Annotated in this window: 20 protein-coding genes; 8 read left to right on the top strand and 12 right to left on the bottom strand. The window is 62.7% G+C overall.

All coding sequences use genetic code 11. The annotated features are described in order from the left end of the window. Positions 1-73: 73 nt before the first annotated feature. The 3 genes from I8N66_RS16660 (at position 74) to I8N66_RS16650 (ending at position 2,741) form a co-directional block, all read left to right on the top strand. Positions 74-837, top strand: a protein-coding gene (locus I8N66_RS16660) for an IS5 family transposase (RefSeq protein WP_291155435.1) whose coding sequence is annotated in 2 segments (ribosomal slippage) — positions 74-407 and positions 407-837 — 765 coding nt in all. Because the reading frame shifts where the segments join, the coding sequence is not laid out codon by codon here. A gap of 784 nt (positions 838-1,621) precedes the next feature. After that, complete coding sequence (locus I8N66_RS16655) at positions 1,622-2,224, top strand: amino acid synthesis family protein (RefSeq protein ID WP_291155432.1); 603 nt, start codon at positions 1,622-1,624, stop codon at positions 2,222-2,224. Positions 2,225-2,258: 34 nt separating this feature from the next. Further along, complete coding sequence (locus I8N66_RS16650; RefSeq protein WP_113540954.1) at positions 2,259-2,741, top strand: Lrp/AsnC family transcriptional regulator; 483 nt, start codon at positions 2,259-2,261, stop codon at positions 2,739-2,741. 110 nt (positions 2,742-2,851) lie between these two features. Here the strand turns inward: I8N66_RS16650 and doeB are convergent, their stop codons facing one another. The 10 genes from doeB to I8N66_RS16600 all read right to left on the bottom strand — a co-directional run bounded on the left by doeB (position 2,852) and on the right by I8N66_RS16600 (position 12,488). Next, on the bottom strand, positions 2,852-3,862 hold the full coding sequence (gene doeB, locus I8N66_RS16645) for a N(2)-acetyl-L-2,4-diaminobutanoate deacetylase DoeB (protein ID WP_291155428.1): 1,011 nt from the start codon (positions 3,860-3,862) through the stop codon (positions 2,852-2,854). 3 nt (positions 3,863-3,865) lie between these two features. Next, on the bottom strand, positions 3,866-5,047 hold the full coding sequence (gene doeA, locus I8N66_RS16640) for an ectoine hydrolase DoeA (protein ID WP_291155424.1): 1,182 nt from the start codon (positions 5,045-5,047) through the stop codon (positions 3,866-3,868). A 34-nt stretch (positions 5,048-5,081) separates the two neighbouring features. Next, positions 5,082-6,074, bottom strand: coding sequence for an ectoine utilization protein EutC (eutC, locus tag I8N66_RS16635; RefSeq protein WP_291155421.1), 993 nt, complete (start codon positions 6,072-6,074; stop codon positions 5,082-5,084). Continuing rightward, positions 6,071-7,072: a hydroxyectoine utilization dehydratase EutB gene (gene eutB, locus I8N66_RS16630; protein WP_291155418.1), complete on the bottom strand. Its 1,002-nt coding sequence runs from the start codon at positions 7,070-7,072 to the stop codon at positions 6,071-6,073. The genes eutC and eutB overlap by 4 nt, the downstream gene beginning before the upstream one ends. 2 nt (positions 7,073-7,074) lie before the next feature. Next, complete coding sequence (gene eutA / locus I8N66_RS16625; RefSeq protein WP_113540949.1) at positions 7,075-7,851, bottom strand: ectoine utilization protein EutA; 777 nt, start codon at positions 7,849-7,851, stop codon at positions 7,075-7,077. Next, positions 7,851-8,513, bottom strand: a complete 663-nt coding sequence (gene ehuD / locus I8N66_RS16620) for an ectoine/hydroxyectoine ABC transporter permease subunit EhuD (RefSeq protein WP_113540948.1) — start codon at positions 8,511-8,513, stop codon at positions 7,851-7,853. Before ehuD ends, eutA begins: the two co-directional genes overlap by 1 nt. A gap of 2 nt (positions 8,514-8,515) precedes the next feature. Then, positions 8,516-9,175 carry an ectoine/hydroxyectoine ABC transporter permease subunit EhuC gene (gene ehuC / locus I8N66_RS16615; protein ID WP_223729293.1) on the bottom strand — a complete coding sequence of 220 codons (660 nt, stop codon included), beginning with the start codon at positions 9,173-9,175 and terminating at the stop codon, positions 8,516-8,518. A gap of 69 nt (positions 9,176-9,244) precedes the next feature. Beyond that, positions 9,245-10,093, bottom strand: coding sequence for an ectoine/hydroxyectoine ABC transporter substrate-binding protein EhuB (gene ehuB, locus I8N66_RS16610; RefSeq protein ID WP_291155411.1), 849 nt, complete (start codon positions 10,091-10,093; stop codon positions 9,245-9,247). A gap of 65 nt (positions 10,094-10,158) precedes the next feature. After that, the gene (gene ehuA / locus I8N66_RS16605; RefSeq protein WP_291155408.1) at positions 10,159-10,944 is read right to left on the bottom strand and encodes an ectoine/hydroxyectoine ABC transporter ATP-binding protein EhuA; all 786 of its coding nucleotides are present in this window, start codon (positions 10,942-10,944) and stop codon (positions 10,159-10,161) included. A gap of 122 nt (positions 10,945-11,066) precedes the next feature. Next, positions 11,067-12,488 carry a PLP-dependent aminotransferase family protein gene (locus I8N66_RS16600; protein WP_291155405.1) on the bottom strand — a complete coding sequence of 474 codons (1,422 nt, stop codon included), beginning with the start codon at positions 12,486-12,488 and terminating at the stop codon, positions 11,067-11,069. 66 nt (positions 12,489-12,554) lie between these two features. On the opposite strand from I8N66_RS16600, the gene I8N66_RS16595 reads away from it, so the two are divergent. From I8N66_RS16595 to I8N66_RS16585, 3 genes are all read left to right on the top strand, one after another. Then, positions 12,555-13,037 (top strand): Lrp/AsnC family transcriptional regulator, encoded by a 483-nt coding sequence (locus I8N66_RS16595; protein WP_291155401.1) that lies wholly within the window; start codon positions 12,555-12,557, stop codon positions 13,035-13,037. A 118-nt stretch (positions 13,038-13,155) separates the two neighbouring features. Further along, a complete protein-coding gene (locus I8N66_RS16590) occupies positions 13,156-14,652 on the top strand; it encodes an NAD-dependent succinate-semialdehyde dehydrogenase (RefSeq protein WP_291155398.1) in 1,497 nt (498 codons plus the stop codon). Positions 14,653-14,689: 37 nt separating this feature from the next. Beyond that, entirely contained in the window at positions 14,690-16,072 is a 1,383-nt protein-coding gene (locus I8N66_RS16585) for an aspartate aminotransferase family protein (RefSeq protein WP_291155395.1), read from the top strand. A 148-nt stretch (positions 16,073-16,220) separates the two neighbouring features. Here I8N66_RS16585 and I8N66_RS16580 read toward each other — a convergent pair whose 3' ends face one another. Beyond that, positions 16,221-17,534, bottom strand: coding sequence for an alkyl sulfatase dimerization domain-containing protein (locus I8N66_RS16580; RefSeq protein ID WP_291155392.1), 1,314 nt, complete (start codon positions 17,532-17,534; stop codon positions 16,221-16,223). Positions 17,535-17,901: 367 nt separating this feature from the next. Here I8N66_RS16580 and I8N66_RS16575 point away from each other — a divergent pair, with 367 nt between their 5' ends. Next, a complete protein-coding gene (locus tag I8N66_RS16575; protein ID WP_291155389.1) occupies positions 17,902-18,306 on the top strand; it encodes a hypothetical protein in 405 nt (134 codons plus the stop codon). Positions 18,307-18,535: 229 nt separating this feature from the next. On the opposite strand, the gene I8N66_RS16570 is transcribed toward I8N66_RS16575, so the two are convergent. Next, the gene (locus I8N66_RS16570) at positions 18,536-20,026 is read right to left on the bottom strand and encodes a PLP-dependent aminotransferase family protein (protein WP_291155386.1); all 1,491 of its coding nucleotides are present in this window, start codon (positions 20,024-20,026) and stop codon (positions 18,536-18,538) included. A gap of 111 nt (positions 20,027-20,137) precedes the next feature. On the opposite strand from I8N66_RS16570, the gene I8N66_RS16565 reads away from it, so the two are divergent. Next, the coding region (locus I8N66_RS16565; protein WP_291155383.1) for a benzoate/H(+) symporter BenE family transporter at positions 20,138-20,725 on the top strand (588 nt) is incomplete at its 3' end.

Genomic DNA, 20,725 nt, shown 5'->3' with positions numbered 1-20,725 from the left:
ACTAGGGTCAGGACCCATTAAAGTATTGAATTGAGGTTTGATGGATGATTCAAGGTGGCAGGAGGATGCTGCCTTGAATGATTTGCTGATGTTGACGCCGGAGCAGATGCGGCGGATCGAACCCTGTTTCCCGCGATCGCACGGTGTGCCGCGGGTCGATGACCGGCGGGTACTGAGCGGGATTCTGTTCGTAATCCGCAATGGCCTTCGCTGGCGCGATGCTCCTGCCAGCTATGGTCCGCACAAGACTATCTACAACCGCTTCATCCGCTGGAGCCGGCTGGGTGTGTTCAATCGTATCCTGGCCGAGCTGGCGGCACAGGGTGGTGGTACCGACAAGCTGATGATCGATGCCACCCACCTCAAGGCGCACCGCACAGCGGCCAGTCTGCTTAAAAAGGGGCTCTACCCCGATGTATCGGACGTAGCCGAGGCGGCTTGACCACCAAGCTGCAGGTGGTCTGCGACGATAAGGGGCGACCGCTGCTGCTGCATTTGGCCGAGGGACAGGCCAACGATCACAAGACAGCTGCCGCCGTTCTTGAACAACTGCCGCCTGCCCGCTTCCTGCTGGCCGACAGGGCCTACAGTTCCGCTGCCTTCCGGCAAGCGCTGACAGATCGAGGGATAACCCCTTGTATCCCGCCTCATGCAAAACATCGTGTCCAGCACAGCTACGATCCACGCCTATATCGCCAGCGCCATAGGATCGAGAACCTGTTCGCCCGCCTCAAGGACTGGAGACGTATCCACACCAGATATGACCGATGTGCTCACACCTTCCTGTCTGCAATCGCACTCGCTGCCGCTTTCATCTTCTGGATCAATGAGTCCTGACCCTAGCAATTGGGCCGCTCCAAGCCATGACGCCATATGGATATCATGGCCGCAGCTATGGGCGACAAAGACCTTTGCCGTCTCATCTGTGTTTCCAGGCCATTGGGTTGCCGGCACCTGTACGCGGCTGGCGTAATCGAGCCCGGTCTTTTCCTCCATCGCCAGCGCATCGAGCTCGGTTCGGAGCATGATCGTCGGACCGTCGCCATTCCTAAAGACACCGACGAGACCGGTATCCACACCGAAGCCGACGGTCACCTCGAAGCCGAGCTTTTCCAGCTCCCCGGCCAGTCGCGTTGCCGTCCGCGTCTCATGAAAGCCAAGTTCGGGATTGGCGTGGAGGTCCTTGTAGACCTTCTCAATCTCCGGATACTTCTGGTCGATGAGCGTATCGAGCCTTGCGCTCTCGGCGTAAGCGATGCCCGCGGAAAGCCTCAGAACAAGCATCAAAGCAGTCGTGTTCGCCAGTATCGTCTTCATTTGGTTCCCTTCCATCTGGTGGTCGCCGGTTGGCGGGGCCATGATGGGCGGGCGCTGAGACGGGGGCATTCTCACGGACGGAGGAAGACCGATGTCATTTTTTCTCCCCTCCGAGCTAGGGGCCAAAGCTTCCTCGTAAAGGACGGCGACGATTTAGATTTTGCTCATTGAGCGACATGCGTTCAGCGCAGGGCCCTACCTGTTTTTGCAGGAACGATCGGCGCCCACTTCCTCGAAACAGCGGAAGAAATCTGCAAGCGCCCCGGTAAGTTGCCGCAAGTTTCCACTATCAGCGGCGTTCCAAATGACCCTCGGCATCAGAAAAATTTGCACCTTCCTGGAAGAAACCCTCGTCGAAGGCGGCAAGGCGGCGGCGCGCCCGGTCAACATCGTGGTGGTGGCTGCAGTGATCCAGAACCCCTGGGCAGGGCGAGGCTTTGTCGAAGACCTGCGGCCGGAAATCACTCGCATCGCGGGTGAACTCAGCCAGGAGATGACGGACCGGCTGCTCCGCCAGATGGCGGCGGATAGGATCGAGGCTTGCGGCAAGGCCGCGGCCGTCGGCATCGCCGGCGAAATTGAACATGCCTCGGCAATGATCCACACGCTGCGCTTCGGCAATCCCTTCCGCGAGGCAATCGGCGGCACCAACTACCTTGAATTCGCCAACACCCGCAATGCGCCAGGTGCGCTCTTGTCGCTGCCGATGATGCACAAGAGCGAGAACGGCAGGCGATCGCACTTCCTCACCGCCAACTTCCAGATCGCCGACGCCCCAGGGCCGGACGAGATCATCGTCGCCATCGGTGCCTCCGACAGCGGCCGCGCCCATGCCCGCATCGCCGACCGCTTCCAGGACATCGCCGAGATGGAAGCCGAAAAAGCGGCATCGCAGAGCAGCACTTGATAAGAGCGAGCGTTCGGCGGCGCAGGAGCTTGCCATGAAACTCGATGCGATCGACCTGCGTATTCTGGATGCGATCCAGCGCAATGGCCGTATTACCAAGCTTGCGCTCGCCGAAACGGTCGGGCTTTCTCCGACGCCCTGTTGGATACGGCTGCGCAAGCTGGAAAAGGCTGGCGTCGTCTGCGGCTATCACGCACGCATCTCCATGCGAAGCATCGCACCGGTTGCCAACGTCATGCTTGAGGTGACGCTCGCCAACCATCGCCAAGCCGATTTCGACAGGTTCGAACGGGCGATCCGGGATATGTCCGAGGTCGTCTGTTGCTGGTCGGTCGGGGGCGGCGTCGACTACATCCTAAAACTGGTCACCGCAGATATCGACGCCTACCAGCGCCTGATCGACGCGCTGCTCGATCGCGAGCTCGGCATCGCTCGCTACTTCACCTACATCGTCACCAAGACCGTGAAGGAAGAACCGACGCTTCCCGTGTCATTGTTGGTCACCGATGCGACCTAGCTGGTCTCTCACCGTAGCGTACTCGTGCTTCGGAGCAGAGCGAGCCAGATACTGGCTCGCTCTGCCAAGCCAAGCGGCACTCGCCGCCCACGCGCCCCGGGCGGCCAAGCTTATCCCGTGACAATGGTTGCCAGCACGCTGACGCAATCTCCGGATTTGACGAGACCGGGGAAATGGCGAGCGACAAGGATGCCGTCCATCTTCGCATGCACCTCCAACGGTTGAGCGCCCGTGCGGCCGACGGGGTAGATGCGGGCGACAACATGCCCGCTCTTCACCGTATCGCCGAGATCGACGAACGGTTCGATGAGGCCGCCATCCTCGGCGAAGGAAAAGCAATTGCCGTCCGGCATGTCGAGCCACGTGGTTTGTGCAGCGTCGATCGGCCCTTTTACGATACCTGCCGCCTTCAGCACGTTCGAAACGCCCGTCTTGGCGATGGCAGCACTCCTGGCCGTCGCCGTCCCACCGCCGCCGAGCTCTGTGGTAATGAAGACCTTGCCCATCTCCTCCGCCGCCGTGTCGTACATTCCGACGGCATCGATCTCCAGCATCTTCATCGACCAGGGGGCACCGAAGGCGCCGACGAGGGCGAAGGCTTTTTCCTCCTGCGCCTTGTCTGGCAGGATGTGGGCCGCGCAGAAGGGCAGGAAATCGAGCGTCTTTCCTCCCGAATGGAAGTCGAGCACGATATCGGCGAGCGGCAACAGCACCCGCTGGAAATAGTCGGCGATCTTCTGGGTAACCGTGCCGTCCGGCGCACCCGGAAAGCTGCGGTTCATGTTGCCCTTGTCGATCGGCGAGGTGCGCGTGCCGGCGAGGAAGGCCGGATAGTTCATCGCCGGCACGATGATGACACGGCCCGTCACGTCCTCGGCTTTGAGCTTACGGGCGAGATCGAAGAGCGCAATCGGCCCTTCATACTCGTCGCCGTGATTGCCGCCGGTGAGAAGGGCCGTCGGGCCCTCCCCGTTCTTGACGACCGTCACCGGGATCATCACCGAGCCCCAGGCGGAATCGTCGCGGCTGTAGGGCAGACGCAGGAACCCGTGCTGCACGCCTTCGGCCAAAAAATCGACTGTAGCGCTGATCGGCGAAGGACGAAGCGAAACCTCCCGCATGGCTTAGTCCTTCACGAGAAGCTTGCGCGGCACGTTGGCGAGGCACTCGACGCCGCTCTCGGTGATCAAGATGCTTTCCGTGGTCTCGAAGCCCATGTCCTCGAGCCAAAGCCCCGTCATGAAGTGGAAGGTCATGCCCGGCTTCAGTTCGCTCCGGTCGCCGGGGCGCAGGCTCATCGTGCGCTCGCCCCAGTCCGGCGGATAGGACACGCCGATGCCGTAGCCCGTGCGGTTGTCTTTTACGATGCCGTACTTCTTCAGCACGGCAAAGAAGGCGTTGGCGATATCCTCGCAGGTATTGCCGGGTCGCGCTTTTTCGAGGCCGGCCTCCATGCCCTCCAGCGTCGCCTTTTCCGCGTCGAGGAACGCCTGCGTCGGTTTGCCGAGGAAGACGGTGCGAGAGAGTGGCACGTGGTAGCGATGGTAGCAGCCGGCAATCTCGAAGAAGGTGCCCTCGCCTGTCTTCATCGGCCGGTCGTCCCAGGTCAGGTGCGGTGCAGAGGCCTCCACGCCCGAGGGCAAGAGGGGCACGATCGCCGGATAATCGCCGCCGATGCCGTCGACGCCACGGGTTCCGGCATCATAGATTTCCGCGACCAGATCGCATTTGCGCATGCCGACCTCGATCTTGTCGAAAATGCGCTCATGCATCTTTTCGACGATCCTTGCGGCGTTGCGCATGTAGCCGATTTCCGCCTCGCTCTTGACCGCGCGCTGCCAGTTTACGAGGGCGGTCGCATCGACGAAGCGGGCATTCGGCAGGTGCTTCACAAGCGAAGCGAAGGCGGCGGCGGAGAACCAGTAATTGTCCATCTCCACGCCGATCGTCAGCTTGTCGAGACCGCGTTCGGCAAGCTTGCCCGAGAGGTAATCCATCGGGTGGCGCTCGGTAGACTGCACATAGTGGTCCGGATAGCCGATGATGTTCTCGTGCTTGAGGTAGGCGGTGAACTTGGCGCCGTTGGCATCCTGGCCGCGGCCATACCAGATCGGTTCGCCCGTCGGCGGCACGACGACGCATTGGTGCACGTAGAAGGACCAGCCGTCATAGCCGGTCAGCCAGTTCATGTTCGACGGATCGCTGACGATCAGCACATCGATGCCCTTGGCCTCCATAGCTTTCCGCGTTTTTTGAAGACGCGCTTCATACTCCGGAAGTGAGAACTTCAGGTTCGCTTGTTTCATCGGTTTTTCCTCTATACCCGGCGAAAAGCCGGTCTCAACTCTCGAAGATCGTGCCGGCGCCCGCCGCTGCCGCGCGGGCGGCAGCAAGCGTTGCGATGGCCGTGTCCTGAATGCCCGTGCCGGTCAGGTCCGCCACGGTGATCTGCTCGGGGCCGCTACGGCCCGGCTTGCGCCCGGCGATGATCTCGCCGAGTTCGGGGAAGATGGTGCCCTCCGCCACGAGGCCCGCTTCGATGGCATGGTGCAGTTCGCCAAGCCTGCGCGTCTGCTTGAGGCTGTCGGCGACATAGAGGCCGGCGCCGGTGACAATGGCGGGCTCGATCTCGTTCTTGTGTTCGGCGTCCGACCCCATGGCCGTGACATGCTGGCCGGGCCTGAGCCAATCGGTCTGAAGTACCGGTGTTTCGGAAGGCGTGGTGGTGACGATGATCTCGGCGCCATCGACAGCTCGCGCGCCGTCGGCCTCCGCTCGAACCGGAAAGCCGAGCTTCACCGTCAAGTCCGCTGCGGCGGCCTCGGCTTTCGCAACATCCCTCGCCCAGATGCGCGCTTCGCGGATCGGCCGCACGAGGCTTAATGCCTCAAGCTGCAACCTTGCCTGCATGCCTGCGCCGAAGATGGCGGCAACCGTGGCATCCGAGCGCGAAAGGTGCCGAGCCGCGACTGCGCCGGCCGCGGCGGTGCGCACATCCGTCAGGTAGCCATTGTCGAGCAGCACGGCCTCTACCAGGCCGGTTTTCGCGGAAAGCAGGACCATCAGACCGTTGGTACTCGGCAAGCCGATCTGCGGATTGTCAAAGAAGCCAGGACTGATCTTGATGGCGAAACCGTCGAGACCGGGCACGTAGGCGGTCTTCACATCCACCTCACCGCGCACTTCGGGCATGTCGAGCCTAAGGATCGGCGGCATGGCGACCGCCTTTGTGGCGAGTGCGTGAAATGCCTCCTCAACACACGCGATGGCCGCAAGATCGAGCGGGACGATGCGCCGCAGTTCTGCCTCGGTGAGAATCTTCATCGTCGTCATGCCGCTGCCTCCGCAAGCGGATCGACCCCACCATTGATGACCCGCCGGTGCAGGTCCATGTCGACATTGCGGCCGGAGAGGATGACCGCCACTGGCCCGCTCAGCCGGCCAAGCCGCCCGGAAAGCAGGGCTGCAATGCCGACGGCCGCTGCCCCCTCGATCACCTCGCGCTCCGCGGCATAGGCGTGCCTTATGCCGGCCGCGATCTCTTCCTCCGTAAGCAGGACCACGTCATCGAGCAGCGCTCGGCACATTTCGAAGGTCACGGCGTTGTCGAGGCCGATGCCGCCACCGAGGGAGTCGGCAAGACTTGCCACCTCCTCGACCTGCATCGGCCGCCCCGAGTCAAGGCTCGCCTTCATTGCAGCACCCCGATCCATAGTGAGGCCGATGACGCGGGTCTTCGGTGACCGCGCTTTCACGGCCGCGGCGACACCGGCCGCGAGCCCGCCGCCCGAAAGCGGCACAAGAACCATCGCCACGTCCGGCATCGCGTCAACGATCTCCAGGCCGAGCGTACCCTGGCCGGCGACCACGGCGCGGCTGTCGAAGGGTGGCACCATGACGAGACCGTCTTCGGCCACCAGCCGATCCACCTCGACCTGCGCCTCATCCTGCGACTTGCCGACAATCAGGACATTGGCGCCGAGCCTGCGGATCTCCGACACCTTGTTGTCGGGCACGAGCCTGGACATGCAGATCGTCGCGACTGATCCTTCGGCCTTGGCGGCATGAGCGAGCGCCCGGCCGTGATTGCCCGTAGAGGCGGCGACGGCACCCCTCGCCCGCTCTTCTGGCGTCAGCGAGAGCACGGCATTCGTGGCGCCGCGGAGCTTGAAGCTGCCCGTCGTCTGGTGATGCTCAAGCTTGAGGCCGACAGGCACACCGCAGCGCTCGGAAAGCGAAGCGGAAAGCACGAAAGGCGTATTCAGGACCCGACCGTCGATGCGCCGGGCCGCCTGTTCGATATCCGCCAATGTCACAGGGAGGTTCGACATCGCTATTGATCCGAATAGGCAAGCGTCATGAGCTGCCCGAGCTGCGGACGCGATGTCTCATTGCCGCAGAGCCGCAGGCAAGCCCAGGCTGTGGCTAGGTTGCTGGTGACGACCGGCTTTCCGATGACGGCCTCAATCTCTGCCGCGACGCCTGCCGCCCGAACAGCCGTGCAAGATATGAAGAGCGCGTCGCTATCGAGTGCAGTCGCTTGCCTCGCGAAGGCAACGACTTCGTCCGGAGAAATGCGTGCCATCTCCCGGTCGTCGGTGAGGCCGAGGCAGGTGAAGCGGGCGATGTCGAAGCCGAGTGACAGGAAGTAGTCCGCCATCGGCTTGCTGGTTTCGATCGTGTAGGGGGTCAGCACGGAAATGCGCTTCGCGCCGAACGCCTTGAGGCCGGAGGCAGCTGCCGCAGTGGGCGTGACGACGGCGGCACTCGGTTTGGCGGCGCGCACGGCAGCCTTCACTTCAGCGTCGCCGATGACGACGGAGGCGGAGGTGCAGGAATACATGACGACGTCGAGGGGCTCGTCCGGCAGGATCAGCGCGGCCGCGGACGTCAGCGAGGGCTGCATGGCGCGCAGGTTCTCCGGCGTCACGGGATTGGCATAGGGAATGCGGGTCGTGTAGACGCCGATCCGCTCGCTTGCCACCATGCGCTGGAAGTCCACTTCCGTCGTGTGGTCGGTTGCAAGGATGATCAGGCCAACGCGTTTGTGAAGCGGACGGTCGTCCAGCTTCGGCGCGCGCGAGGCGAGAGTAAGGTCGAACGACTGCATCAGCGTTCCTCCACTCGGGCGTAACGTTCTTCCAGCCAGCGCAGGAAGACGACGGAGATCAGGCTCATGATCAGGAAGAAGACCCCGACCAGCGTCATCGGCTCGATATAGCGATAGCTGCTGTTGGCGACGCTCTTCGCCTGGTTCATCAGCTCGAGCACGGTGATGGCGGAGAGCAGCGGCGTCTCCTTGAACATGGCGATGAGATAGTTGGCGAGCGCCGGGATCATCGGCGGGATCGCCTGCGGCAGAATGACGTGGATCCAGGTCTGGCGGCCGGTCAGGTTCGTCGCCTTCGCCGCCTCCCATTGGCCGCGCGGCACGTTCTCGATACCGGCCCGGTAGACCTCCGCCGCATAGGTTCCATAGTGGAGCCCAAGGCCGATGATGCCCGCAAGCATCGCCGGCAGGCGAATGCCGATATCCGGCAGGACAAAGAAGATGAAATAGAGCTGCACAAGCAGCGGCGTGCCGCGGATGAACTCGACGATGAAGGCTGTGGTCTTCGCGATCGGTTTCGGCGCGGTCATGCGCAGGATGGCAAAGACGAGGCCGATGGTGGCGGCGAGTGCCGCGCCGAACACGGTTGCCAAAATGGTGATCTTCAGGCCCTCAAGCAGGGTCGGCATGATTTCCCAGACGAAATTCCAGTCCCATTCCATCGTCAGGTCCTCACGCCATCAAGGCCGCGCGTTACCCGGCGTTCCAGCCAGCGCATGCCGTGGGAGATGGCAAGTGCCATCAGGAAGTAGAGCACGAGGATCGTTGCGAACGGAATGAGCGTGCTGCCGGTTTGGGCCCGCACCACCTGCGCCTGAAAAGTCATGTCGGTCAGCGAGATGAGCGAGACGACGGCCGTGCCCTTCAGGAGCTCGATCGCATTGTTGCAGAAGGTCGGGAGCATCAGCGGCAGGGCCTGCGGAAGGATGACGTAACGCATCGACTGATAGCGGGAGAGATTGAGCGCAATGCAGGCCTCGCGCTGCTCGCGGCCGATCGCCTTGACCGCGCCGCGCACGACTTCAGCCCCATAGGCTCCGACATTCAGACCCAGCGCCAGAACACCGGCTTGAAGCGGCGAGAGCGTGACGCCGGCAAAGGGCAGCACGAAATAGACCCAGAAGAGTTGAACGAAGATCGACGTGCCGCGGAAGAACTCGATATAGGTGGTGGCAAGCGCGCGAACCGCCAGGAAGCGGCTGACGCGCCCGAGGCCGGCGACGAACGCCATGACGACGGCGAGCATCGAGCCGAGCACGGTGAGCTCAAGCGTCACGAGCGCGCCTTGCAGGATCAGCCCTATGTAACCGGACCAGTCGGTCATCCGTTCTTCCATGTAGCAAGGAGATGGCTCCTCTCCCCAATCCGGGGAGAGGACGATGTACTGCGGCGCTTACTTGGCGGCGCAGAGCTTTTCGCGGGTTGTCGACATAGCGGCCGCGGCCGAGAAGCCATAGGGTTCGATGATCTTGGCAAACTCGCCCGACTGCTTGAGCTTTGCGAGTTCCACGTCGAAGGCATCGCGCAAGGCTTCCTCGCCCTTCTTGAAGGCCGCGCCGTCGCAATAGACCGGCGCGCCTTCAACCGGCGCCACGACTTCGACACTGGGGTCGTTCGCCTTGGCGACAAGAGCGTTGATGGAAAGCACCGGCAGCGAATAGACGTCGATACGGCTGTCCTGCAGCATCTTCAGGCCGCTCTGGCCATCCGGCACGACAATGACGCGATCACGCGGAACGCCGGCTTCGAGCGCGAGCTTCTCTTCCGTGCCGCCGCCTGGCGCACCGATCCTGGCATCCGGATTGTCGGCGATATCCTTGTAGCTCTTGAGCTTGAGCGGGTTGCCCTTCTTCAGCGCGAAGGCTTCGGCGTCGCACAGGATCGGCTCGGAATAGGCGACGGCGTTGCAGCGCTCCGGCTTCATGAAAAGGCCGGCGGTAATGACATCGTGGCGCCCGGCCTGCAGACCCGGGATCATCGCGCCATATTCCGAAATCGAGGCGACGATGTCTTCGACGCCGAGGCGCTTGAAGACCTCGCGCGCCACGTCCGGTGCGGCACCGGAAACCTTGCCGTCGGCGGCAACTGCCGTAAAGGGCGGCTCGTTGGCGATGGCGACACGCGCGAAACCCTGTTCCTTCAGCTCTTCAAGTTTGCCGTCGGCCCAAGCAGGTGCTGCGGCAACCATTGCCGTCAGGGCGCCTGCGCTGGCGGTCATGGTCAAAAAGTTTCTCATGCTCATAGTTGCGAACTCCTCTGGCTGTCCCTGGTTTTTGTTTGGAGCTTGTTTCCGGGCAGCAAGGCCGCTCAGACGCGGTGCCCTGCCGCGATGATCTTGCGCAGGAAGGTCTGCGTGCGTTCCTGCCTGGGATTGCGGAATATCTCGTCCGGCTTGCCTTCCTCGACGATCTTGCCGCGGTCGAAGAAGAGGATGCGGTCGGCAAAGTCGTGGGCGAAACCCATCTCATGGGTGACAAGCAACATGGTCATGTCGGTCTCGACGGCGAGCTTGCGCATGACGTTCAGCACCTCTTCGACCAGTTCCGGGTCGAGCGCGGAGGTCACCTCGTCAAACAGCATGATCTTTGGCGAGAGCGCGAGCGCCCGGGCGATCGCAACGCGCTGCTTCTGGCCACCGGACAATTGCGCCGGCATGCTCCTGGCCTTGTCGGCCATGCCTACCATGTCGAGAAGCTCCATCGCCCGCTTCTCCGCCGCCGCTTTCGCGGCGCCTTTCGTCAGCATCGGCGCCAACGTGACATTGTCGAGCACGCATTTGTGCGGGAAGAGGTTGAAGTGCTGGAAGACCATGCCGATCTTCTCGCGCATCTTGTGCAGATGACGGTCGTCGGCCGGCGCGAGGCTGCCATTCTTCGGCATGTGATAGAGTTGGTCGCCGTCGACCTCGATATGGCCGCCGCTGATCGCTTCCAATGTCATGAGAATACGCAGGATCGTCGTCTTGCCCGAACCGGAGGGGCCGATGAGCGCCAGCTTTTCTCCGGGCAGCACGTCCATCGACAGACCGTCGAGTACGGTCAGCGGACCGTAGCGTTTGGTGATGTTGTCGATGCGGATGATCGGCGCTGCCATGCATGTCTCTCCCTATTGAGACAAGTGATGGCGCAACGATGCGCGGCAATCAAAATCATGTCAATCCGAATAATAATATCAGTACAATTATAGTTCCGCTGCCCAATTGGCGGGCATTCCATTCAAATCGCGAGCAGCAACGCCTCCGGGTTGCCGCTGGCCAAGGAAGCGAGGATGCCGAGGCCGGTGCGCAGTTCCTGCTCGGTCGTCGAGCCCAAAGATATGCGCACCGCCGGATGCCAGCCCTGGTCCGCCGTGCGGAAGGAAGAGCCCGGGGCAATCGCAACGCCCCGCAAGCGGGCCTGAGAGACGAACCCTTCTTCCGTATGCCCCTCCGGCAACGGCAACCACACATGCAAGCTCTGCGGATGGGTGTAATAGGGCAGGCCGGCCAGCGCCTCCTCCGCGATCGCGTGGCGGACACCGAGCGCCCGGCGCTGCCAGTTGACGAGTTCCATCGCCGTGCCGTCACTGACCCAGAGCGTTGCGATCTCCGCGATCGAGGGCGTCGCCATCCAGTTGGAGACCAGATGGCGGTTGGCGACGGCCGCGACGTAACGGTCCGGCGCGGCAAGATAGCCGATGCGCAGGCCCGGCACCGTGATCTTGGTGAAACTGGTGACGTAGAGCGTACGCTCCGGCGCATAGGCCGCGATCGGCGGCGCGCGGCCTTCGACCAGCGGCCCCAGAATGTCGTTCTCGATGATCGCAATATCGTGGCGCCGCGCGACCTCGGCAAGCGCCTGCCTACGCTCGGGCCCCATCAACGCCGCGGTCGGATTGATCACCGAGGGCTGGAGAAAGACGGCGCGGATGACGCCGGTGCGGCAAGCTTCATCCAGCGCCTCAGGGATCATGCCTTCGCGATCGATCGGCAAGCCCTCGAGATGAAGGCCAAGGTAGCTGGAAAGCGGCACGAGCGTGTGGTGGCTGATCGCCTCGGTCGCAACGGTCGAGCCCGGCGGAGCGACGCTCATCAGCGCCACCGTCATGCCCGAAGTTGCGCCATTCGTCAGACTGATATTGAGGGGCGATACATCGAGACCGCACCGCGACAGCCACTCGGCCGCTACATTGCGATGGCGCGGGAAAACCATGTTCGGCCGGAAGGACAGCGCCGAACTCGAAGGCAGGTTTTCCGCCAGCCACCCGAAGGCCGCACGCATGCGTTCCAGATGGAGCTGCTCGCACACAGGCTTGAGGATCGAAAGGTCGACCAGCTCGCCAAGACGCTCGGGCAGGTAGGGGGGCTCGGGCTCCTTCGGCCTTGTCTGCACGAAGGAGCCGCGGCCGATCTCGCCCGATATCAGCCCCCTTCGGATCAGCTCGTCATAGGCACGGCTGACGGTCTGCACTGATAGTTTCAGGTCGTCGGCGAGCTTGCGATGGGGCAGAAGGCGCGTACCGTTCGGCAAGTGGCCTTCCTGAATGGCGCGAGCAATCTGCTCGGCGAGGGAGAGATAGGCCGGCCGGCGCAATTGGGATATATCGGGTCGCCAATTTGTCATGATTTCAACAGTGCTCAAATTCAGTTCAATTGACAACGCCAAAATGCCTAACCATTGTCTTTTTCTCGGCTTTGACATGACCCCCGCCCGGAGGGCGCCTGAATGAAACTCGACGCCATCGACCTGCGCATCCTGGAAGCAATCCAGGAAAACGGGCGCATCACCAAGCTGGCGCTCGCGGAAAAGGCGGGGCTTTCGCCAACGCCCTGCTGGCTGCGCCTGCGCAAGCTGGAAAAGGCAGGCATCGTGACGGGTTATCATGCCCGCGTTGCGGTCAGGCGCGTTGCGCCGGTTGCCAGCGTGATGATGGAAGTGACGCTCGCCAACCATCGGCAGACGGATTTCGAGCGATTCGAGCGGGCCGTCGCGACAACGCCTGAAATCGTCGCGTGCTGGTCGGTCGGCGGCGGTGTCGACTACATCCTGAAGATCATGGCGCCCGATATCGACGCCTACCAGCGCCTTGTCGACAGCCTGCTCGACCGTGAACTCGGCATCGACCGCTACTTCACCTACATCGTCACCAAGACGGTGAAGGAGGAGACCGTGCTTCCGCTCGAGATGTTGCTTCCCGCCTCCGAATAGAGAGATTGTCTACGGCCGGCCCCACCTTTGGCCAAAGTCTCTGGCCGCCACCCCGGCAATAGACAATCTGTCCCTCGCCCTCTGGCAGACTTCCTCCACACAACAAGAGGAGGCCGCCATGACCGCCGTATTTGCCCGAACGACCTTTCACGACGCGCTTGCCCGCCTTGCCGATCCGCACCTGCTCAGGGAGCTTTCCTATGTCGGCGGCCGCTGGATTGCCGGTCACGCCGGCGCCGGTTTCAAGGTGACGGATCCCGCCTCGTCGGCGACGCTTGCCTGGGTCGCCGCCCTTGATGCCGAACAGACCGGCGAGGCCATTTCGGCGGCAAGCGACGCCCTGCCCGCCTGGCGCAGCATGCTGCCGCAACAGCGCGCCGCGATCCTGCGCAAGTGGCACGACCTGATGCTTGAGGCGCGCGAGGACCTTGCGCTCTTGATGACGCTGGAACAGGGCAAGCCTCTTGCCGAGTCCCGCGGCGAGATCGACTATGCCGCATCCTTCGTCGAATGGTATGCCGAGGAAGGAAAGCGCCTCAACGCCGAAAGCGTCACCAGCCATCTTCCCGGAGCAGAGATGATCGTGCGCCGCGAGGCACTCGGCGTCGTCGGCATCGTGACGCCGTGGAATTTCCCCTCCGCCATGATCACCCGCAAGGCTGCTGCCGCACTTGCGGCCGGCTGCACGGTCGTTGCGCATCCCTCCAGCGAAACACCGCTTTCGGCACTCGCCCTTGCCGAACTCGGCGAGCGGGCTGGGCTTCCCGCAGGCGTCTTCAATGTGGTGACCGGGGACGCCGCCACCATCGTCGGCCGCATGAATGCCGATCCGCGCATTCGCGCCATGAGCTTCACCGGCTCGACGGAGATCGGCAAGCTGATTGCCGGCAAGTGCGCAGAGACCATGAAGCGGCTGGTCATGGAACTCGGCGGCCATGCGCCATTGATCGTCTTTGCCGATGCCGATGTCGATAAGGCGGCCGATATCGCCATCGCGGCAAAGTTTGCGACCTCCGGCCAGGATTGCCTCGCCGCCAATCGCATCTATGTCGAACGGCCGATCCTGAGGGCGTTTGAGGTGGCTTTTGCTGCGAGGATCGCGCGCCTGAAGGTCGGTGCAGGCCTTGACCGCGACAGCGAGATCGGCCCGCTGATGCACGAACGGGCGATCACCAAGGTTGAGGACCAGGTGGCCGACGCACTTCGGCTCGGCGCCAAGCTTTCGGTCGGCGGAAGGCGCCATGCGGCAGGACCACTCTTCTTTGAGCCCACGCTGCTGACCGACGTGCCTGACGAAGCGCTGATCATGCGCGAGGAAACATTCGGCCCGGTCGCCGCGGTCACCGCTTTCGACAGCGAGGACGAAGTGATCGCGCGCGCCAATGCCACCGACTACGGTCTCGTCGCCTATGTCGTCACCGAGAACGGCGCACGCCAGATGCGTCTTGCGCGGGCCTTGGAGTACGGGATGGTCGCGATCAATCGGGTGAAAATCACCGGCGGACCGATCCCCTTCGGCGGCTGGAAGCAGTCGGGCCTGGGCCGCGAAGGCTCGCGCCACGGCATCGAGGCCTTCACCGAACTCAAATATCTCTGCATCGACACGGCCGCCTGAACGCGGGCGCCACATTTCATACGCGAAAGGAAAGACCATGCTCGAGAAAAGCAACGAACTCAGCGCCTGGGACCGTGACCACTTTTTCCACCCGTCCACGCATATGGGCATGCATGCGCGCGGCGAGACGCCGACCCGGGTAATCGGCGGCGGCGAAGGTGTGTACATTACCGACACCAGCGGCAGGACGAGCCTTGATGCCTTTGCCGGCCTCTACTGCGTCAATGTCGGCTACGGCCGGCAGAAGATCGCCGAGGCAATCGCCGAGCAGGCCAAGAACCTTGCTTATTATCACGCCTATGTCGGCCACGGTACGGAAGCGTCGATCACGCTTTCCAAGATGATCATCGAGCGTGCGCCGGAGGGCATGAGCCGCGTCTATTTCGGTCTTTCAGGCTCGGATGCCAACGAGACCAACATCAAGCTGATCTGGTACTACAACAACATCCTCGGCCGGCCGGAAAAAAAGAAGATCGTCTCCCGCTGGCGCGGCTATCACGGCTCCGGCGTCATGACCGGCTCGTTGACCGGCCTGCATCTCTTCCACAACGCCTTTGATCTGCCGCGCGCGCCGATCCTGCACACGGAAGCGCCCTACTTCTTCCGCCGCCCTGACCGCTCGATGGATGAAGAGCAGTTCTCCCAATATTGCGCCGACAAGCTCGAGGAGATGATCCTGGCCGAGGGCCCGGAGACGATCGCCGCCTTCATCGGCGAGCCGATACTCGGCACCGGCGGCATCGTGCCACCGCCGAAGGGCTACTGGCAAAAGATCCAGGCGGTGCTGGACAAGTACGACATCCTGCTCGTCGCCGACGAGGTGGTGACCGGATTCGGCCGTCTCGGCACGATGTTCGGCTCCGACCACTACGGCATGCGGCCTGATCTCATCACCATTGCCAAGGGCCTCACCTCGGCATACGCGCCACTTTCCGGCACGATCGTCTCGGACAAGATGTGGCAGGTGCTAGTGCAAGGATCTGACGAACTGGGTGCGATCGGCCATGGTTGGACCTATTCCGCCCATCCGATCTGCGCAGCCGCCGGCGTTGCCAATCTCGAACTGATCGACGAGTTGGGCCTGGTTGAAAACGCCGGCAGCACCGGCGCCTATTTCCGCGCGGAGCTGACGAAGGCGCTTGCCGGCCATCAGCATGTGGGCGAAGTGCGCGGTGACGGATTGATGGCCGCGATCGAATTTGTCGAGGACAAGGACGACCGGGTCTTCTTCGATCCGGCGAAGAAGGTTGGCCCGCAAATCGCGGCCGCCCTGCTCGAACGCGGCGTTATCGGCCGCGCCATGCCGCAGGGCGATATCCTGGGCTTCGCGCCGCCGCTCTGCCTGACAACCGGCGAGGCAGACATCGTCGTGAAAGCGGCCGCCGGCGCGGTCACGTCCGTACTCGGTGCTGGAAGGTGAAGTTCGGCTGACGGGGTCGCTGGCAAGCGCGAACGAGGAGGAAGCGGGTGCGATCGTTTCCGTCCTCGCCAGGCCCGGTCGCGCCAGCGACCGGGCCTGGCGACTGTGTGTGTCCGATGAAGTCGCGGCAACCGCCCCGCGGTGAAGACTACGCCTGGTTCTCAGCGTTCCGTAGATGCTGCGCCGTGGTGAGATAGTAGTTCCGGGCGGTGGCATTGATCTGGCGCTCACCCAACTCGGTCAGTGCCCTCGCCTTGATCGCCCTGACCTGCATGTTCTCAGGGTCGGAGGCCAGTACATAGTCGATCAATTCCGCGCCCCACTGGAATTCCTTGGCCTCGATTGCTTCCTGGGCGCGGGCGATCATCTTCGCTGTCCCTCCGGCCATTTCGAGCATTTTTCGAGCGCGCTCGGTGGGCGGCAGAGGGTTCAAATTCGTGGCGTTTCCATCGAACCAGCCGACATAATCGGCATAGATGCCACGCACGGCCCATGCGACTGTGCCGTAGTATTCTTGCAGATAGGGGCTCCTTGCGAGTTCGGAAGAGAGCTTCACTTCCTGAACGAGTTCGTCCGGCGTTTTTCCCTGTTTGATTCCGGCAAGCGTTTGATCGAGGACCGTCTTGATCCCGTCCCGGTAGTCGGTGAGCGCCTTGCGGACTTCGTCCTTTCCGAGGATAGGTCGCATGTGACCCTGGATCATGTAGGTGGCGTCCAGCGCGAGCATCTTGTCGAGGCTTGCGACCCACTTCTCCGGCGGCCGCAGCTTGAGGCCGCGGATCGGCGAGAGGTTCGGGTAGGATTTCAGGAAATCGTCGCCGGGGATCAGCAAGCCCTTACCGGGGATCCAGACGGCCGTGTTCTCCGGTGACTCTCCGGGCGTATGGATAAGTTGCATCGAGACACCGGCGAGCTCGACAGTCTCGCTCTCGCCGCTGAAAGTGCGGGCCGGCGGCAGGAAGCCCTCCCGGGTATGCGGCGTGACGCGGCCGTATTCGAGCTGCGTTCCCGCGTTGATGAACAGATCGTCGGCCAGCTTCGTTCCGAAGGCATCGCCGCCATCCCTCGGTCCTCTTCCGAACTCAGGACCGGCTTCCATCAGCATCTGATGGCTGTAGATTTCGGGATTGTCAGCTCCGGCAAATACCTTCGCCCCGCCAGAATGATCCGGGTGATTGTGGGTGTAGATGATTGCCAGGACAGGGCGCACGAAGCGATCACCGAAGGCGTCCACGATCGACTTGGCGTCGACAGGATTGGCGGATGTGTCGACGATAATCGAGCCGCCGTCGCCTTGGATCAGCGTGACGTTACTCGCTGAATAGCCGACGGCGGCAAAAACGCCCTCCGTGATTTCGATGACATCCTTGCGGAATTCGGCGGAACTCGCACGCAATTGCTCACGCCCGGCGAATTCATCTGCAGAAGCGGGCAATGCCTGCCCAGGAGTTGGTGTGACCATCAAGGCTATTCCTACTTCACGGCTCCGCGAGCCTGGCGTCAGGACTGACGGCCATTGACCGTCAGTCGTTGCGGCTGCGACTGCAGCGGATCTGGTGGACGTGATATTGGAATTACTGGCCGGTGTCCCGTCCTTCCTTCGCCCAAGATCCACTTGGTGATCACGGCGCCCGTTTTCGCTGCAAACGCCTCAGACCTCGCCCCCCGGCAATAGAAAATCATCTGTCTTTGCGCTGGTTCAAACAGCCCGGCCTCAGTTCACCTTAGGTTGACGGTGAGATTGCCGGATCGTCGTTGCCTGGAAGCGGAAGGTGCTTCGACGCAACGTTGGACATGGAACACATGCAATGCGAGCAGCGGACCCAGCGATGACATCGACATTGGCCCAAACCAAAGAAGACATCGGCCGCGCGATCGCGCGCATGCACGGCGCGGTCTTGAGCAGCGCAATCGACTGCGAATGCCGAGACCGGGTGGGCGAGGCACTGCGCGACCTTGAAAGGCTGGAGCGAGAGCGGATCGAACGGAGCCTGTTGGCAGCGGCCAGCGACCAGCGCCAAAGGATCGAGGCACTTCTGGTGCTGCTCGGTGACTTCGACCCCAACGAAACGGATGCCCTCGACGACGGCACCATGGCGGAGGCGAGCCTGCTCTTCGCCGATATCGCTGCTGCCGCGGAGTTGGGTTCCTATTTGCTACGACAATCGCGCCAGGTTCGCCATTCATCCGGCGGAATGCAGGAGGCTGCCAATCATGCCACGCCGAGAGAGTGAGTTTTATCCAGCGCGCTTTGCAGGCTTGCAGCGACGCGACGCCTCTCAGCGGAGCCGGTTCAGAGACGCGCTTCTGGACATCGCCATGTCCCAAACCGTTGCGCTCGGGGATATGAGCTTGCTTCTCGAAACCCTGCAGGACGACAGAACAGCCGGCAGTTCGGACTGGCGTTGATGTCGCCCGCCATTTCGTTCTGGCGTTTGCGCCGGAAATCCGGCGTCAAGCCGGCTACGGCTTCGCTGTGGCGCCGAATGCGTCCGCCATTTTCCTGACTGCGGCCTCGATTTCGCGCGGCGTGTAGGCCGCAAATCCCATCAGGAAGCCGGCCTTGGGCTCGCCAGCGGCGTAAAGATCGGACAGTCCCATGATGTCGATCCCGGCACGTCTTGCGGCGTCGATGGCTATGCGTTCCGGTATGTTGCCGGCCAGTACACAGGGCATCTGTAGCCCGCCGATGGGGACCTGCGCTTCGACATAGCTCGAAAGATGCTTGTCGACGAGGGTTGCCAGTAGGTCGAGCCGGTCGGCGTAGACGCTGCGCATGGTGCGGACATGCGCACCAAAATGCCCGCCTTCCATGAAGCGGGCGAGCGTCAATTGCGCCAGCGGGGCGGTGTGCCCGTCAAGCAGCGTGCGCGCGACCGTCATCGGCTGCACAAGTTGGGGAGGCAGCACCACATACCCGATCCTCAAGCCCGGAAAGAGCGATTTGGTAAAGGTGCCGATGTAGATCGTCCGGTCGTGCGGATCGAGGCCCTGCACGCAGGCCGTCGGCTTGCCGGCATAATGGAATTCGCTGTCGTAGTCGTCCTCGATGATCCAGGTCTGATGGCGTTTGGCCCACTCGATCATCGCCAGGCGGCGCTCCAGCGCCAGCGTCGCTCCGGTCGGGAATTGATGCGAGGGCGTCAGGAACACGGCCTTGGCTTTGCGCGGTTCGGCCATGATCTCCCCGACGACGAGGCCCTGGTCATCGACGCGAACGGGAACGCATTCCAGCCCCGCCGCGTCGAAAGCCTTGCGCGCACCGTAGTAGGCGGGGTCTTCGATGAAGATCCGATCGCCGGGGTCGAACAGCATGTTGGCGCAAAGTGTCAACGCCTGCTGCGAACTCGTGAGGACCAACACCCGATCGGCCGTGGCGCGCGCGCCACGCTCCAGGTTCACGTAGTCGGCGATGGCACGGCGAAGCGCTTCGGTCCCTTGCGGATCACCGTGAAGGAGCACCTGGGTACCGCTTTCCCGCAAGACCTGTCGTTCCAGGCGTTCCCAAATCCGGAGAGGGAAATTCCGCGTCTCCGGCACGCCATGCGCGAAGGGTCGCGGCGCAAGCAGTTCGCGCACACCGCCACTTTGAAACATCGCATCGCCACGTCTGCTGAGGTTCGGAGCCTGGTTGCGCAGCAGCGTATCCCGCCGGGAAAGGCGCCGACCGCTTGCGAACTCCTTCATCTCGGCCACGAAACTCCCGCTTCCCAGCCGGCGCTCGATGAAGCCTTCAGCATGAAGTTGACCATAGGCTGCTTCGACGGTGTCGCGGGATACGCAGAGCGACTGGGCGAGCGCGCGTGACGCCGGCAGCGGCTTTCCGGGCCCAAGCACGCCATCGAGGATCAGTTGCCGGATCGCCCGCTGTATCCGCGCGTAAAGCGGCATCGCGGCATGCGCCGGATGGGCGAGCCAAGCCTTCACGGACTCCAGTTGCGAATGCTTGAACAAATGGTCTGACCCTACCTAACAAAGTGGATGGGAACATCAGTCCATTGGACGGCTAAATGTCAACGCACTTCGTCGGCCATCGGCTGCAGAATTCAGGAGTTCCGTCAAGACATGCCTTCCCATCCATCGCCCACTCCCATCCGCCTGAACGACCTGACGCACCCCATCGTGGCGGGCCTGATCTCAGTCATCGTCAATTACGGCGGCACATTCATCCTGGTCTTTCAGGCCGCGAAGGTCACCGGTCTCAGTCCGGAGCTGACCGCGTCGTGGGTATGGTCCGTCTCCATCGGCGTGGGGCTGTCCGGGCTCTTCTTGAGTTGGCGATATCGCGAGCCGATTATCACCGCCTGGTCGACACCAGCGGCGGCGTTTCTCGTGACGGCACTGGCAACGACACCCTATGCGCAGGCCATCGGTGCCTACATGGTCTCGGCGGCAGCTTTCGTCGCACTTGGCCTTTCCGGCTGCTTCGAGAAGGTCATCGGGCTGATCCCGTCAGGCATTGCCTCCGGCCTATTGGCCGGCATCCTGCTGCAGTTCGGGATCGGTGCGTTCGGCGGCGCCAGCGTCGATCCGCTGCTCGTCGGCTTGCTGATCGTTGCCTATGTCGTGCTGAAGCGCTTCTCCGCCCGCTATGCGGTGGTCGGCATCCTCATTCTTGGGCTCTCGTTCCTGTTTGCCGAGGGCCGGGTCGAC

It is taken from the genome of Ensifer sp. SSB1 (assembly GCF_016652895.1).
Classification (GTDB): Bacteria; Pseudomonadota; Alphaproteobacteria; order Rhizobiales; family Rhizobiaceae; genus Ensifer.
The sequence above is the reverse complement of the archived record's forward strand: the minus strand, read 5'-3'. Positions and strand labels throughout refer to the sequence as shown.

Bases quoted from the DNA above. Each gene is read 5' to 3' on its own strand.
- I8N66_RS16580 (WP_291155392.1), bottom strand. From the start codon at position 17,534: ATGGTCACACCAACTCCTGGGCAGGCATTGCCCGCTTCTGCAGATGAA.
- ehuB (WP_291155411.1), bottom strand. From the start codon at position 10,093: ATGAGCATGAGAAACTTTTTGACCATGACCGCCAGCGCAGGCGCCCTG.
- eutA (WP_113540949.1), bottom strand. From the start codon at position 7,851: ATGCAGTCGTTCGACCTTACTCTCGCCTCGCGCGCGCCGAAGCTGGAC.
- eutB (WP_291155418.1), bottom strand. From the start codon at position 7,072: ATGTCGAACCTCCCTGTGACATTGGCGGATATCGAACAGGCGGCCCGG.
- I8N66_RS16585 (WP_291155395.1), top strand. From the start codon at position 14,690: ATGCTCGAGAAAAGCAACGAACTCAGCGCCTGGGACCGTGACCACTTT.
- I8N66_RS16650 (WP_113540954.1), top strand. From the start codon at position 2,259: ATGAAACTCGATGCGATCGACCTGCGTATTCTGGATGCGATCCAGCGC.
- I8N66_RS16590 (WP_291155398.1), top strand. From the start codon at position 13,156: ATGACCGCCGTATTTGCCCGAACGACCTTTCACGACGCGCTTGCCCGC.
- ehuA (WP_291155408.1), bottom strand. From the start codon at position 10,944: ATGGCAGCGCCGATCATCCGCATCGACAACATCACCAAACGCTACGGT.
- eutC (WP_291155421.1), bottom strand. From the start codon at position 6,074: ATGACGACGATGAAGATTCTCACCGAGGCAGAACTGCGGCGCATCGTC.
- doeB (WP_291155428.1), bottom strand. From the start codon at position 3,862: ATGCGGGAGGTTTCGCTTCGTCCTTCGCCGATCAGCGCTACAGTCGAT.
- I8N66_RS16595 (WP_291155401.1), top strand. From the start codon at position 12,555: ATGAAACTCGACGCCATCGACCTGCGCATCCTGGAAGCAATCCAGGAA.
- I8N66_RS16575 (WP_291155389.1), top strand. From the start codon at position 17,902: ATGACATCGACATTGGCCCAAACCAAAGAAGACATCGGCCGCGCGATC.
- doeA (WP_291155424.1), bottom strand. From the start codon at position 5,047: ATGAAACAAGCGAACCTGAAGTTCTCACTTCCGGAGTATGAAGCGCGT.
- ehuD (WP_113540948.1), bottom strand. From the start codon at position 8,513: ATGGAATGGGACTGGAATTTCGTCTGGGAAATCATGCCGACCCTGCTT.
- ehuC (WP_223729293.1), bottom strand. From the start codon at position 9,175: ATGACCGACTGGTCCGGTTACATAGGGCTGATCCTGCAAGGCGCGCTC.
- I8N66_RS16655 (WP_291155432.1), top strand. From the start codon at position 1,622: ATGACCCTCGGCATCAGAAAAATTTGCACCTTCCTGGAAGAAACCCTC.